We start from the raw sequence: 13299 nt of genomic DNA on the forward strand, positions 1-13299 counted from the left end.
AATTGTTACGACAATGCCGCCGTCGAGACGTTCTTCAAAACCATCAAGGCTGAGCTGACATGGCGGCATCCTCGGGAGACAAGGCGCAAAGCTGAGATGGCCATCTTCGAATACAGCAACGGATTCTATAACCCACGTCGCCGCCACTCAGCACCGGGCTGGAAAAGCCCTGTCGCTTTCGAAAGCAAAGCGGCGTGAACGAGCACAAGGAGCGCCACAAAAGCGGGACAGGTCCACGCCTCACTCTCGCCCTTCGGCTCAAAGTAAAACGGGGACCTTGAGATCGACAACAAGGCACATTGCTTGCCAACCGACAGGCCTGGCAGGTTCGGTTCAATCATCTTGCGCCTCACTTGCCGGTCCAGGGCTTGAGCTTTCTGGCCAAAAAATCGTTGGCGACGGCCAACTCCCCGATCTTGGCATGGCGGTCTTTGACCTGCTCTTCATCAACCTCCGGTGCCTTCCGGCCGCCACGCTCAAACACGCCTGACGCGCCCTCAAGCAGAGCCCGCTTCCACTGATGGATCATCGTCGGGTGCACGCCAAACCAACTGGCCAGTTCGCTGGCCGGCTCCCCGCCCTTCAGCGCTTCCAATGCGACCTTGGCCTTAAACTCAGGGTGATGTTTTTCCGTTTCGACATATCTCATCTCCTTCGTATTGAAGATCAGCAGACTAAAAATCGCAGCTTACGTCAGTGTCCGAATTTCGGGGGGTAGCTCAGTTTCGATAGTGCCTCTTCCTCTACACCACAGATTGCTTCAGGATCGGTGTCTTTATTTCTTCGAGCTGACCGCAAGTATTCCTGTGTTTCCTTGAGGTTACTGTCCAGATATTGGGTAGGGTTCCCTCTAGCTAGGGCAATCTCATCCTTGAACTTGGCAATGAGCGGTGCTGAGCGGGTGATGGCCAATGCCTTGTCTGCCGTTTGGAGGGTTTGCTTGAAGGCTCGCTTCCCAAAGATATGCTGAACGTACGCAGGGATTCCGACTTTTACTGACCAAGCCCGGCCCACGCGGATGAGATCGTTCGACATTTGTCATCGCCCTGATTGTACCCAAGTTGCAGGGTTATCTATGATATATCAAGGCTGTATGAGGAAATGGTGGTGGCGTGGGGGAGACTTGAACTCCCGACCTATCGATTATGAGTCGATCGCTCTAACCAACTGAGCTACCGCGCCTTACCGTGCGCGGTGATTAAGGCAGGCCACGGACGGGGTCAAGCCAATTTCACCAAAAATATCTGCTAAAATTGGTGCCCGCCAAACCTTTGCTTCTCTTCGGCTTCAAATTGAAAACCCCCGGTTGCATGTCAGGTGCAAACGGAGGCTAAATCGATCAACGAGAGATGTTATCTGACGATTGTTTCGTCGGTAACGAACATGTTGGCCCAAGCGCGATCCACCAATTCAGGTGTCATCTTGTAGGGAAGGCCTTCAAAGTCACAAACAGCAATCATCTGATCAATCAAGAAGACTGGCTGATAGTTCGCGTAAACATTATTGATCGTTGGGTATTTGGTTTTGAGCAGATGCACGAGGCTGGCTTGATCCAACTGGAGCTTTTTCTTGCGGGCGACCAGTGCAAAGATTTTCAGGAAGTTTTCCTGACTGGGGCCGTCGATTTTGATTTTGAAAAAGATCCGCCGCAGAGCCGCTTGGTCAAAAATTTCGTTCGGGTGGAAGTTGGTTGAGAAAATCACCAAAGTGTCAAAGGGCACTTCGAATTTCTCGCCCGATTGCAGGGCCAGAATATCTTTGCTTTCCTCAAGAGGCACAATCCAGCGGTTCACCAGTTTTTGCGGCGGTTCTGCCTGACGTCCGAGGTCGTCGACGATAAAAATGCCGCCGGACGATTTTAGCTGCAAAGGGGCCTGATAGGTCCGGGCTGTCGGGTTGTAGACAAGGTCCAGCATATCAAGCGACAGCTCGCCGCCCGTGATAACTGTGGGGCGCTGACAGTAGACATAGCGGCGGTCAAACTGCGCGCGCCGGCGAAGCTGGTTCGGGTTCTCTTCATCCTCGGTTGCTTTGGAATGCACAATCGGATCGTAAACCGTGATGACCTGCCCGGAGTATTCGATCGCGCGCGGCACATAGATTTTGTCGCCCATCGCGTCCCGAATCCCGTTCGAGATCGACGATTTCCCGTTGCCGGGCGGGCCATACATCAAGATCGAGCGACCAGACCCAACGGCCGGACCGAGGTTGCCAATCAAACTGTCTGGCAAAATCAGATGCCCCATGGCACCGGTCAGTTGTTCGCGGGTGATTTGGATGTTGCGGATTGATTGACGCTGCATCTGTTCACGATAACTTTCGAGCGGAATGGGCATCGGTCCAAAATATTCCGATTGCGCCAAAGCATCCAGCGCCCGCGCCTTGCCGCTATCGGTCAGTTGATAAGGCATTTCGCTGCTGACTTCTCCGGCAGCCCCAAGAGTGCCCATAGCTTCCAGCAGACCTTGGGCTCGGGCCATATCGATCAGCTCTTGGGTGATCGGGACGGGCAGGGCAATCGACTTTGCCAACTCAGTGACTTTGTTGATGTTCTTGCGAAACTGCGTTTTCAGCAGAATGTCCCGCATCATGACGACGGTCAGCCCGACGTCATCCAAAGTCTTGGGGGAAGGGGGCGCCATCACTGCGCCGGTCTGCATGTTCATTGCTCGCGTCCTGCCACTTGGGGGTTGTGGGATCTTTGACAAGTAATATGCAGGGGATTTGTGGCGCAAAATGGGCTTCGCAGGGGAAGTTGCGGGGCACGTGTACCCCGCTTACCAGATTAGCGACCGTAGAGAGCCGCCAAAACGAGATAGAGAGCAAGCGTGCCGCCAAGAGCCATGCCCATTGGGAATTTCGCACCCGAACTCCAGCTTTTCCATTCGGGGGCCATACGGCGCAGGGCAGTGGATTTTGCCAAACGGTGGGTTACAAACGCTGCCAAAAGGTTGGCGGCAAACAACGCCATGACAAACCGCAAGTCGCCAAGGTGAATAATGGGGGCAGCTGCGGCGGCGAATTTGGCGTCACCTGCCCCTAAGGCTCCGCCAGCATTCAGTGCAATTCCTGCGATCAAGACCACGATCAAATGCACATAGCGCCAAAGGTAGGCATCCAACGGCAGTGTGATGAAGCCCACAACAACAAAGACACCAAACAATGCCATCACGGCATGGTTGGGGATCTTCATCCCCTTCATGTCCGTGTACATTATGTACAAGCAAATCGGCAGCACAAATGGGGCAAACCAAAGGGCTGTATAGGCGGTCATTGACATGGGATTGCCCCCTTAAGCGTCTTCGAGCGCATCTAGGGCGCGGCTGGCGGCATCAAAGTGGCGCGGATGCGTGTCCACGGCTTCACGAAGCAAGCCTTTGCCCAATTCGACGTCGCCGCGCTTGATTGCGGCCAATCCCATTGAGTGCAAAAGTTCGGCCCGTTCGATTTGGGTCATCGGGACAACCGGCAGGGTGTAGTTGCCCTGCGCTCCGCGCGCCAAAACAAGGTTGTTTTTGGCGGTGAATAGCGTGGTGTCTTGGCGAATAGCGTCCGAGAACAAGCGTTCGGCTTCGGAATAGTCGCCACGGGTCAATTTGGAATAGCCCCAGTTGTTCAGAACTGATGCCGGTTTGGTGGTCAGGCCGACTGCAATCTCGTAGAAACTGTCGGCTTTATTCCAATCTTCGTTCCCGTCGGCAATCATTGCTTCTAGGCGGTAGCGCTTAAAGGTTTCATAGGTCGGCGGAACAGCATTCAAAACGCTTTCTGCCTTGGCCCAGTCATTTGACCGGATCAACGCATCGGCCAAATTCACCCGGTCTTCGCTGGTGCTGTCAGGGTGGGCGACGACTTTTGCCCAAGCCACAGACCCTTCGGAGACGCGTTTGGCGCGGACCAAAGACAGGGCCAAACCACGCGTCAAATCGATGCGACTGGGGTCGGATGCCGATGCGCGCTGAAAGTATGCGACCGATTCATTGGGATCGCCCACAGTTAACATAACATCGTTGAGGTCGGATTCATCGACCACGTTTACGCCTTGAAACTTGCGTTCCATTTCTGCGACGTCGATGTCTTTTTCACAGCCTGACAGCGCGGCAATGCCTGCCGCGGCCAAACATAGATATGTAATGTGGCGCATTGTGCCTGCGTCCTTTTACTGCTCTGCCTCATCTATTGGCGCGCTGCGGATCGTATATTGCCCGCTGCCTCGTCGCACCAAAATGTAGTCTTGATCTACGCCCTCACCATAAACAGAATTTTCTTGTTTTGCGAGCGCCAAGCGCAAATTGTCGCGGATTGCGTCACTTTCGCCATTGTCCATGGCATATGCGCGACGCAATATTTCAACAGCTTCTGCTGTTTCACCCTTTTCTATCAGTAAAACACCCAGATTGTTCCATGCTTCGGGCCAGTCGGGTTCGTCTATGATGGCGCGGCGCAAAAGGGGTTCAGCCTGTCCAAGGCGTCCAAGCGCCATATTGGCCGATCCAAGGGCGAACAAGACTTCGCCGGTCAACCCCTGTTCTCCGGCGGCGCGGGTAAAGGCATCCAACGCCAATTCAGGTTGGTTGGCGTCCATCAATCGGTGACCTACGATCAAACCGTCAACGGCTTCGCCTTTTGGATCCAAGGTTGGTGCAAATGGAGTGGCGTCAGGCACGTCTTGGCCGCCCGGATCACAGGCGGCCAAAAGGCTAAGAAGGATGGCGGTGCCAAGAGGTGCCCGTCTCATATTATTGTCCGATGCTGCCCATCTGTGTGATGCCAACCGCAGAGGGTCCAACCAGAATGATCAACAACGGCGGCACTGTCAGCATCATAGTTGTAAGCGTCATCTTTGTCGGCAGTTGGTTTGCTTTTTCTTCAGCGCGCATGACCCTTTTGTCACGCATTTCGTTGGCATAAACCCGTAGAGCGTCGGCGATCGAGGTGCCAAACGTTTGCGCTTGATTTAAAACGGTCACAAAGGAACTGACATCCTGAACGCCGCAACGCTCTGACATATCGTTCAGAACTTGGGATTTGTCTTTACCGGCTTTCATTTCATGGCTGATGATTTCAAATTCTTCGGCCAAAGACGGGAAGGAAGGTTTTAGCTCCCGAGCAATCCGGATGATCGACTGATCCATTGACTGACCGGCTTCAACGCAGACCAGCATCATGTCGAGCGCGTCCGGAAACCCGCCCTGAATTTCTTCATGGCGCTTTTCAACCCGCTTGGAGATCCACCATTTCGGGAACAGGTAGCCTGCTGCGCCGGGGCCAAGAATATACATAATCTTTTGCTGCATCGTTGCGTCTGGACCATTCACGAAGAGCAAGAAATAGACCACACCTGCCGCCAGAAACCCCAAGCCCAAAACCATCTGGGCAAAGAAGTAGATCTGGACCGAATCTTTGGACCGATAGCCCGCCTGGAGCATCTTCATCCGAATATCGGAGAGTTCTTTTTCATCCTGCGGTTCCAGAAACTGAGAATATTTGTTCAGCTTGTCGTTCTTTTTCTTGTCACGCAGAACTTCGCGTTTTTCGGCGTCCATCCGTTCGCGATTGGACTTTTTCAATTTGTCCATCGGGTCGGGTTTTTGACTGAGCAAAAGTGGAATGGTGGCGAGGATAAGGATGAAAGCCAATCCGGCAACCAGTATCAGCGGGCCAGCAGGGCCAAGCAGATCCGTGATCATTGTGTTGATTTTTTCAAACATAATATGGCTCCCTTAGACCTTGATGTTCACAAGTGCGCGCATCACAAAAATGTTCAGCGTCAGCATGATACCCACGATAAAGCAGGCAGGAATGAACCATTCGTGGTCCAGCACTTCGTCATAGTAGTCAGGCTTTGCAACCTGGATAAAGATCAAGGCACCAAGCGGGAAACTGGACAGAAACTTGCCTGACCATTGTGCTTCGGCAGTGATCGCTTTGACACGGCGGAACAAACGAAAACGGGCACGGATAACTTTGGCCAGGCCTTCAAGGATTTCGGCCAAATTACCACCGGCTTGCTGTTGAATGGCCACGGCCACCGCAAGAAAGCGCAAATCTTGCATATCAAGTCGTTCGGCCATGTGCTTGAGCGCCTCACCAACATCGCGGCCATAGGTGGCTTCGTCGGCGATGACACCGAACTCGGTGGCAAGCGGGTCTTTGATTTCCTTCGAAACAATTGTGATCGCAGAGCTAAAAGGGTGGCCTACGCGCAGGCTTCGAACCATCAATTCTACAGCATCAGGCAATTGTTCTTCGATCATGCTCAGGCGTTTGTTGGCTTTGTGGCTGACCCACATATAGACGCCGCCAACGCCCATCACGGCCCCCATCACAACGCGAATGGGCAACGAGGCTTCGGTGCCGATGGTCAGTCCCAAAAATGCCCCGACGCCGGCCACACCCATGACCATAATCAACTGCTGCGGGGTAAAGGCGATTGATGCTTTTTGTGCCTTGTCGGCCAAAAGTGAATACAGCGGCAGCGAGCGCGATTGCATGTGCTGGTCCATCTCCTTGCGGAGTTTTGCCAGAACATCTTCGCGGCGCTCGCCCTTGTCGAGCATTTCAAGACGGCGGTTGACCTTGTTGGACAGGCTGATCGACTTGCCAAACGCGACCAGATAGACCCCGTTGACCATGACCAGCACGCCAATAAAGATCATGCCATAGATAATTGGTTCTGCGCTCAACATCGGCTTTTACTCCTCACGGAAGGGTTCATAGATCGAGGAGGGCACATCAAAGCCCCACATCCGGAAGCGTTCCGAAAACGCTGACCGAACGCCGGTGGCTGTAAAGTGGCCAAGGATCTTATTGTCAGGGGTCAGGCCAACGCGCTGAAAGCGAAAGATTTCTTGCATCGAAATCACATCGCCTTCCATCCCGGTGATCTCGGTGATCGAGGTCATCCGGCGCGAGCCGTCCTGGAGACGGGAGGCCTGAACGATCAGGTTTACAGCCGAAGAAATCTGCGCGCGCATCGCTTTGAGCGGCATTTCGATCCCGGCCATGGCAATCATGTTTTCCAAGCGGGCAACGCCGTCACGGGCGCTGTTGGCGTGAATTGTGGTCATTGATCCGTCGTGGCCAGTGTTCATGGCCTGCAACATGTCGATGACTTCTTCACCACGGGTTTCGCCAACGATAATCCGGTCCGGTCGCATCCGCAGGGCGTTTTTCAAACAATCGCGCGGGGTTACGGCCCCTTTGCCTTCAACGTTTGGCGGACGGCTTTCCATCCGGCCAACGTGAGACTGTTGGAGTTGCAGTTCCGCGGTGTCTTCAATCGTCAAAATACGTTCGGCGTTGTCAATAAACGAGGAAAGCGCGTTTAGCGTGGTGGTTTTACCCGAGCCGGTACCGCCTGAAACGATGATGTTCAAACGGGTCGCGACGGCGGCCTGTAGATACACGGCCATCTCTTCGGTAAAGGCTCCGAAATCAACCAGATCGTCGATGCCCAGCTTGTCTTTTTTGAACTTACGAATGGATACAAGTGAACCGTCAATCGCGACCGGCGGCACCATAGCGTTAAATCGCGATCCGTCTTGCAAACGCGCGTCAACATACGGGTTGCTTTCATCGACGCGGCGGCCAACGGCGGACACGATTTTGTCGATGATCCGCATCAGGTGCTTTTCATCCTTGAACGTGACATCCGACAGGCTGAGTTTACCGTTTTGTTCGATAAAGATTTGCTGCGGACCGTTAACCAGAATATCCGAAATGCTTTCGTCCTTGAGCAATGGCTCAAGCGGGCCAAGACCCTTCACTTCGTCATAGAGGTCGGCGATCATGGTGCGCCGTTCATCACGGTTTAGCACAATGCCTTTTTCCTGGAGCACCTCGGTGGTGATTTCGTTGATTTCTTCGCGCAGCTCTGCCTCGGTTGCGCCGTCCAGCGCCGCAAGGTTGAGATTTTCCAGCAAGGCGCGGTGCATCTCCAGCTTGATTTCACCCAAACGCTCTTTGCGTTTTTTCTCTTTGTCAACCGGTGCGGCCTGCGCGGCGCGCTTTGGCACGGCTTGGCGGCCGGGTTGCTCAGCTTTGCCTGCAACGGCATTTGGTGCCGCAGTTGCCTTAGCAGGAGCTTTGGTTTGTACCGGAGCAGCCTCGGACACTTGGTTTTTCTTGTAGCGCGAAAACATTGATTTTCCTCGTATCAGGCGGCTTCAGCGTCAGAATTGCCAACAGCATCTAGCTGCAGGGCCAATTTGACGAGTTCTTTGCGGAGCGGGTTTTTTGGCACATGGTGTGCAAGTGGCAGACCGTGATCGCAGGCTTGCGCCACCGGCTTTCCGCCATCGGGCAATTGCAGTTCCAAAGTGATCCCAAGGCCATCAGCCATGCGTTTCACGCGGCCTTTGCCCTGCAAATCGGTGAATTTCGGGGCGTTGTTCAGAACGAACCGGAGTTTCTCAAACGGCAGGTCTTCGGATTGAAGGGCACGTTTCAGACGGATGGTGTTTTGCGCTGACCGCATGTCCAACCCGACAACGGCGAAATAAACCTGTGCTTCGTTCAGGACGGTTTCGGTCCATTGCACGATGGTGCCGGGCATGTCCACGATCACATAGTCAAAGTGGTCGCGTGCGACATCCAAGATGCGCTGCACGTCGGCGGGGCCGATCATATCCAGCGGCAAAACATCCGAGGGCGAGGTAAAGACCTGCATTTTGTCCTCAAAGCTGACAAGCGCCTGACCAAAGCTGTCGCCGTCCATGCTTTCGATATCAGACAGCAATTCCAGCACAGATTCGCGGCGCGGCAAGTCCAGATAAGTTGCGACCGATCCGAACTGCAGACCCAAATCGATCAAGCAGACTTTCGGCTGTTTTTCTTTACGGCATTCGCTCAGCTCATACGCGAGGTTCACCGCCATTGTTGTGGCTCCGACGCCGCCTGCAATCCCTTGCACTGCGATCAATACACCGTCACCGCCACCGCTCAGCTTAACGCCTGCGGTTTTACCTTCGGTGGGCACCTCGACTGCGGGGGCAGGGGGGGTGCGCAGACGCTGGACAGCGGCGGCCAATTCCCCTTCAGGTAATGGATACGGAACAAATTCATCCGCACCTTGGCGCAAGAGTTGATGCAACGAGGCAGGCGTGACGTCTTCGGCAATCAAGACGACTTTGATACCGCGCTCTTTGGCTCCGCTGATGATGCCGGATAGTAAAGAAATGTCGGGTTCATCGATGGCGTCAATCGCCATGGCCACAAATTCCAGCCCCGCAGCGTCTTTTTGCCCCAAAAAAGCCAGCGCTTCTTCAAAGCCCAGATCCCCCCAGTCCTCACCAAGGATGGTTTCCATGTCTTCGATCAAAAGATCGAAGTTTTGCACATCGCGGCTGATCGTACAGGCCACAATGGGCGATGGGTCGGCGGGGGTCGCGGTCGTGCTCGTCATTGCCTCAGTCCTCTTTTGCGGGTGCATTCGAAAACGGGGGTAAGATTGCCGGTCTAAGCCACCCATTTTCGGACCCGTGGCACCGACTCAATGCGGTGCCCTAATCCTTCGAAGCTGAAACTGACTGGCAAAGGCGGCAACATTGGGGCCAAAAAGCCGAAATTGTGCGGTATTTCTGGACGGTCAAAAGAAAAGGCACCCGCGAAGGGTGCCTAAGGGTTTTGTGGGTGTTCAGGACGGTTATTCTCCGCCGCCGAGCCCGCTTTCGACACCAAAATCACTGCCGCTGATGCCGTTCAGACCCGTCGTAGGCTCACCGCTGCGGACATATTCTCGGTAAACGACTTCGGCATATTTGCCATCCATCACAGTCGGATGGCGTTCGTAAAAGCCGGATACTTCGGTCACGGTACGACGGTTGCGGCGCTCCTGGCCTTCTGTCACAACCAAAGGCTGGGTTTCGCCATAGCTGACCATGGCCTCAAGCCGGCTGCGGTCAATCCCTTGAGACACAAGGTAATTCACAGCGGTTTTGGCGCGCCGCAATCCGAGGCTTTTGTTGTAGCTTGCGTTGCCTACCTTGTCGGTGTGCCCATAGACGCGAAACCGGACTTCGGGAAATTGCCGAATCCAATGCGCTTGCGCGCGCAGTGTTTCGGCAGCACCGGGGTCCAAATGCGCGCTGTTGAAGGCAAAATTGACTGTGGTTAACACTTCAGACGCAAATCGCTGCGACAGGTCATATACATATTGCTTTTCGCCGGTCATCAACTGGGTGTTGTTCATCGTGGCGTTGCCAAAATTCCCGGTGTCAATCAACGCGCCGGCTTCCCGGCCGAATGCATTGTCTACTGGATCCCCGACAGGGCTGGTGCCGCAACCTGCCAAAGCAAGGCTGATGGTGATGCCGGTTAAAGTCGTCCTGATCATCTGTCCCAAGCCTCCACTCAATCCATCACATAGCCGTAGGAGCCGGTGAAATCTTGTTTTGCAACTTCACTAACTGCCTTGGATTTGGGAGTGCCTACCACGCGACCGCGCAGGAACAAGTCCCGTTCTGAAGGGGGCACAACCCGATCGGTTGGCAGGGCCAAAGCCTCGCCTCTGGTTGGCGTTACGAGGTGCGGTGTTACGATAATCACAAGCTCGGACTGTTCGCGCTGGTATTCCGCACTGCGAAACAATGCACCAAGTACAGGGACATCCCCGAGCCATGGAACCTGACCGTTCAAATCGGTGAAGTCATCCATCAGCAGGCCGGCAATGGCAAAGCTTTCGCCGTCACGCAGTTCAACCGTGGTTTGGGTTTCGCGACGCTTGAAGGCGTTGATCGCAATATCCGACAGTTGGATCGAATTGGCGGTGTCAATCGAGGAGACCGCGGCCTCTAGCTCAAGATTGATGAGGTCGCCGTCGATCACTCTGGGTATAAAGTTCAGCTCAACCCCAAAAGGCTTGAATTCAATAGTGATGGTGTCGTTTTGTTGCGCAACCGGGATCGGGTATTCGCCGCCGGCCAGAAATTTGGCTTCTTGACCGGATAAGGCCACCAGGTTTGGTTCGGCCAGTGTGCGCACAACCCCTTTGGATTCGAGCGCCTCAAGCAAAATCCCGATTTCTAGGCCCCCGGCGTTAAACCCGAACATGACAGCGCCTTCGACATCGATACCCTCAGGCTGTAGCTTGTCGGCGACATTATCCAAATGCGCGTAGGGGGCTGCGTTCCCGGTGCCAAGTTCAAGGCCAAGATCACCGCCCAAAACCGATCCACCGGTGGCAAGCGAGGTGCGTAGGGTCTTTGCTACGGAACGCTGCATCTCGGCAAAGCGCACCTTTAGCATGACTTGCTGCACACCGCTGACTGTCATCAGGTTCGACACCCGGTCGGGCGCATAGCGTTCGGCAAGATCCAAGGCGCGCTGCATACGGGCGGTCGATGTGGCCGATCCCGAAAGCACGATGCCATCATTGGCGGACCGAACTTCGATTTTTTCGTCCGGTAAAATCTGGCGCAACCGCTCTTTGAATTCGGTAAGATCGGCTGCGACCACCACGTCGACATTTGAAATCAGCTGGCCTTGGCCATCCAAAATCGTCAGTGTCGTCACCCCTGGAGATTTGCCCAGAACGTAGATCGAGCGATCTGACAACGACGAGATATCCGCAATTTGCGGATTGGCGATCGAGAGTTCCGCAAAGGGAACATCGCTTTCAACCACCACAGCTCGGTTCATTGGCACCTTAAGTTGTTGCTCGGATCCTTTGCGAACAACGCGCAGGGTATCCGCCTGTGCAATTGTCGCCACCGGAGCAACGGCCAACGTCAGCCCCAGAAGGGCCGCCTTTATGAAACGGTCAATTTTCATGTGACCTGCCTTTCGATCACGCCTCTTTCGCAGGTCTTGATGCCTGCATTTGGGTTGAATCTGCGCCAGTTTTGAATTTTTTGCAAGAATCAATGACTTCGCGTGACATATTTATGTGGAGAAAGCGCAACATGGTGTCTTTTGGGTGCGCAAAAACGGACACTCGATTTGAGTGCCCGTTGTCGTCAAGGTGTTGAAATCGCCTGCGTTCGTGTGATCAGTTGGTGCAGGGGATCGGGATCTCAGTTTTTTCCACGCCGCGGCGAACAATGCGCGTACAAGTCTGTAGTGCGCGCGGGGCAACATCAGGCGCGGTCTTTTGTAGGCCCAGCAAGGACAGCTGGTCGACCTCGACAGCCTCGGCAACGGTATCGTCATTGCTGGCCATCAAGGACAGCGACAATTGACCGGTTTTTTGGGCCTGAGCGAGCGACGCAACCTGCTGTGGGCTTGCGGCGACGGTCACAGTGCGGGCAATCGTGGTCGAACCGCTGTCGGTCTCCGACATCTGGTCAATTGCAATAAGGCGGACACCGGTCTGGATCAGTTTGGTAACATCGCCTTGGGGTAAATTGGGGTCGTTGCCCGGAATCCGACCAGTCCAATAAACGTCCACACGGTCGGAAGGGCGCAAGAAACCGGACACGCCCGAGGCAACATCAACCTTGATCGCATAGGCGCGCTGCCCTCTCTCAAGGCGTGACGTCAGGCCTGCATCTCCACCGGGATCAGACACCTTGAGCGACATAAGCGCTTCGAATTTCTCGATTTGTCGCATCGCCACTCGGGGGGGCTCACCAACAACATTAAATGGGGTCTCTTCGTCGAAGTGTCCCTCTGGCAGCAGTGCTTTGGGCCAGGCGGACAGTTGGACGTCCTCAGGCATGATGACTTCGCCATACGCTATGGCGCGGGTCGTGACATAGATTTCCTGCGTGGGAACAGCAGCGGTTGTTTTGGCGCGTTCCTGTTGCAGAGCATTTTCATAAGCGCCGATGTAGTTCTGCGCCATGTAGACGGCAAAGCCGGCCAGGCCCAGTCCTGCTATCAGCACCAATCCGAATACAAGTCGCATTTTCCACCTCATTTATTATTCGGAATCGCGAACACTATGTGTGCAATCCGATACCAAATATTGTCGATAATTGTGGCCAAATCAGGCCGGGTTTTAGGTGCTTCCGTGTCTGCATCAGGCAAGGCTGCCAAATTAAAGGCTGCCCCCCAGAGAAGGGAGCAGCCGTCGATGTATGGGTGTGTAGGGAATGGGATTATTTAGAAGTCGTTTTCTGCGGCAATCGCTCCGCCGGCTGCGTTCATCAGTGCCATCGAGTTGTCTTCAATCATGAAGAACGAAATGGCGGACATGCCGACGACTGCGGCTGTTAGAACAACCCAATCAACTGATACTGCGCCGGATTGGTCGTTGCGGAATGCCATAATAATTTTTAGCATTTTAAGCCCTTTCCTGCTTTGATATGAAAACGGCCCCTTTGGCGGAAAAAATTACCAAAAGGGCCAAATCTTTTA

At 54.3% G+C, this 13299-nt stretch carries 15 protein-coding genes and 1 tRNA gene; 1 reads left to right on the forward strand and 15 read right to left on the reverse strand.

Features of this window, described 5'->3' with window-relative positions:
- The coding region (locus tag C8N36_RS20925) for an IS3 family transposase (RefSeq protein ID WP_146227679.1) at positions 1 to 198 on the forward strand (198 nt) is incomplete at its 5' end.
- Positions 199 to 349: 151 nt separating this feature from the next.
- On the opposite strand, the gene C8N36_RS20930 is transcribed toward C8N36_RS20925, so the two are convergent.
- From C8N36_RS20930 to C8N36_RS21000, 15 genes are all read right to left on the reverse strand, one after another.
- Entirely contained in the window at positions 350 to 649 is a 300-nt protein-coding gene (locus tag C8N36_RS20930; protein WP_097807086.1) for a transposase, read from the reverse strand.
- Between the two features lie 44 nt (positions 650 to 693).
- Entirely contained in the window at positions 694 to 1035 is a 342-nt protein-coding gene (locus tag C8N36_RS20935; RefSeq protein WP_097807085.1) for a DUF6538 domain-containing protein, read from the reverse strand.
- A gap of 70 nt (positions 1036 to 1105) precedes the next feature.
- A tRNA-Met gene (locus tag C8N36_RS20940) sits at positions 1106 to 1182 on the reverse strand.
- A 170-nt stretch (positions 1183 to 1352) separates the two neighbouring features.
- Positions 1353 to 2666: an ATPase gene (locus tag C8N36_RS20945; protein ID WP_097807084.1), complete on the reverse strand. Its 1314-nt coding sequence runs from the start codon at positions 2664 to 2666 to the stop codon at positions 1353 to 1355.
- 119 nt (positions 2667 to 2785) lie between these two features.
- Entirely contained in the window at positions 2786 to 3280 is a 495-nt protein-coding gene (locus C8N36_RS20950; RefSeq protein WP_097807083.1) for a prepilin peptidase, read from the reverse strand.
- A gap of 12 nt (positions 3281 to 3292) precedes the next feature.
- Positions 3293 to 4144, reverse strand: a complete 852-nt coding sequence (locus C8N36_RS20955) for a tetratricopeptide repeat protein (RefSeq protein ID WP_097807082.1) — start codon at positions 4142 to 4144, stop codon at positions 3293 to 3295.
- Positions 4145 to 4159: 15 nt separating this feature from the next.
- Entirely contained in the window at positions 4160 to 4738 is a 579-nt protein-coding gene (locus tag C8N36_RS20960; RefSeq protein WP_097807081.1) for a tetratricopeptide repeat protein, read from the reverse strand.
- A gap of 1 nt (position 4739) precedes the next feature.
- Positions 4740 to 5711, reverse strand: a complete 972-nt coding sequence (locus tag C8N36_RS20965) for a type II secretion system F family protein (RefSeq protein WP_097807080.1) — start codon at positions 5709 to 5711, stop codon at positions 4740 to 4742.
- Positions 5712 to 5723: 12 nt separating this feature from the next.
- A complete protein-coding gene (locus C8N36_RS20970; protein ID WP_097807079.1) occupies positions 5724 to 6689 on the reverse strand; it encodes a type II secretion system F family protein in 966 nt (321 codons plus the stop codon).
- Positions 6690 to 6695: 6 nt separating this feature from the next.
- Positions 6696 to 8144 carry a TadA family conjugal transfer-associated ATPase gene (locus C8N36_RS20975; protein ID WP_097807078.1) on the reverse strand — a complete coding sequence of 483 codons (1449 nt, stop codon included), beginning with the start codon at positions 8142 to 8144 and terminating at the stop codon, positions 6696 to 6698.
- A 14-nt stretch (positions 8145 to 8158) separates the two neighbouring features.
- Entirely contained in the window at positions 8159 to 9406 is a 1248-nt protein-coding gene (locus C8N36_RS20980; protein ID WP_097807077.1) for a CpaE/TadZ family protein, read from the reverse strand.
- 240 nt (positions 9407 to 9646) lie between these two features.
- Positions 9647 to 10336 carry an OmpA family protein gene (locus C8N36_RS20985; RefSeq protein ID WP_097807076.1) on the reverse strand — a complete coding sequence of 230 codons (690 nt, stop codon included), beginning with the start codon at positions 10334 to 10336 and terminating at the stop codon, positions 9647 to 9649.
- A 17-nt stretch (positions 10337 to 10353) separates the two neighbouring features.
- Positions 10354 to 11772: a type II and III secretion system protein family protein gene (locus C8N36_RS20990; protein ID WP_097807075.1), complete on the reverse strand. Its 1419-nt coding sequence runs from the start codon at positions 11770 to 11772 to the stop codon at positions 10354 to 10356.
- A gap of 217 nt (positions 11773 to 11989) precedes the next feature.
- Positions 11990 to 12847, reverse strand: coding sequence for a Flp pilus assembly protein CpaB (gene cpaB / locus C8N36_RS20995; RefSeq protein ID WP_097807074.1), 858 nt, complete (start codon positions 12845 to 12847; stop codon positions 11990 to 11992).
- A 197-nt stretch (positions 12848 to 13044) separates the two neighbouring features.
- Positions 13045 to 13224, reverse strand: coding sequence for a hypothetical protein (locus C8N36_RS21000; protein WP_097807073.1), 180 nt, complete (start codon positions 13222 to 13224; stop codon positions 13045 to 13047).
- Positions 13225 to 13299 lie beyond the last annotated feature (75 nt).

It is taken from the genome of Pelagimonas varians (assembly GCF_003208435.1).
Taxonomy (GTDB): Bacteria; Pseudomonadota; Alphaproteobacteria; order Rhodobacterales; family Rhodobacteraceae; genus Pelagimonas; species Pelagimonas varians.

Coding starts and splice junctions, on each gene's coding strand:
- C8N36_RS20930 (WP_097807086.1), bottom strand. CDS start 649: ATGAGATATGTCGAAACGGAAAAACATCACCCTGAGTTTAAGGCCAAG.
- C8N36_RS20935 (WP_097807085.1), bottom strand. CDS start 1,035: ATGTCGAACGATCTCATCCGCGTGGGCCGGGCTTGGTCAGTAAAAGTC.
- C8N36_RS20945 (WP_097807084.1), bottom strand. CDS start 2,666: ATGAACATGCAGACCGGCGCAGTGATGGCGCCCCCTTCCCCCAAGACT.
- C8N36_RS20950 (WP_097807083.1), bottom strand. CDS start 3,280: ATGTCAATGACCGCCTATACAGCCCTTTGGTTTGCCCCATTTGTGCTG.
- C8N36_RS20955 (WP_097807082.1), bottom strand. CDS start 4,144: ATGCGCCACATTACATATCTATGTTTGGCCGCGGCAGGCATTGCCGCG.
- C8N36_RS20960 (WP_097807081.1), bottom strand. CDS start 4,738: ATGAGACGGGCACCTCTTGGCACCGCCATCCTTCTTAGCCTTTTGGCC.
- C8N36_RS20965 (WP_097807080.1), bottom strand. CDS start 5,711: ATGTTTGAAAAAATCAACACAATGATCACGGATCTGCTTGGCCCTGCT.
- C8N36_RS20970 (WP_097807079.1), bottom strand. CDS start 6,689: ATGTTGAGCGCAGAACCAATTATCTATGGCATGATCTTTATTGGCGTG.
- C8N36_RS20975 (WP_097807078.1), bottom strand. CDS start 8,144: ATGTTTTCGCGCTACAAGAAAAACCAAGTGTCCGAGGCTGCTCCGGTA.
- C8N36_RS20980 (WP_097807077.1), bottom strand. CDS start 9,406: ATGACGAGCACGACCGCGACCCCCGCCGACCCATCGCCCATTGTGGCC.
- C8N36_RS20985 (WP_097807076.1), bottom strand. CDS start 10,336: ATGATCAGGACGACTTTAACCGGCATCACCATCAGCCTTGCTTTGGCA.
- C8N36_RS20990 (WP_097807075.1), bottom strand. CDS start 11,772: ATGAAAATTGACCGTTTCATAAAGGCGGCCCTTCTGGGGCTGACGTTG.
- cpaB (WP_097807074.1), bottom strand. CDS start 12,847: ATGCGACTTGTATTCGGATTGGTGCTGATAGCAGGACTGGGCCTGGCC.
- C8N36_RS21000 (WP_097807073.1), bottom strand. CDS start 13,224: ATGCTAAAAATTATTATGGCATTCCGCAACGACCAATCCGGCGCAGTA.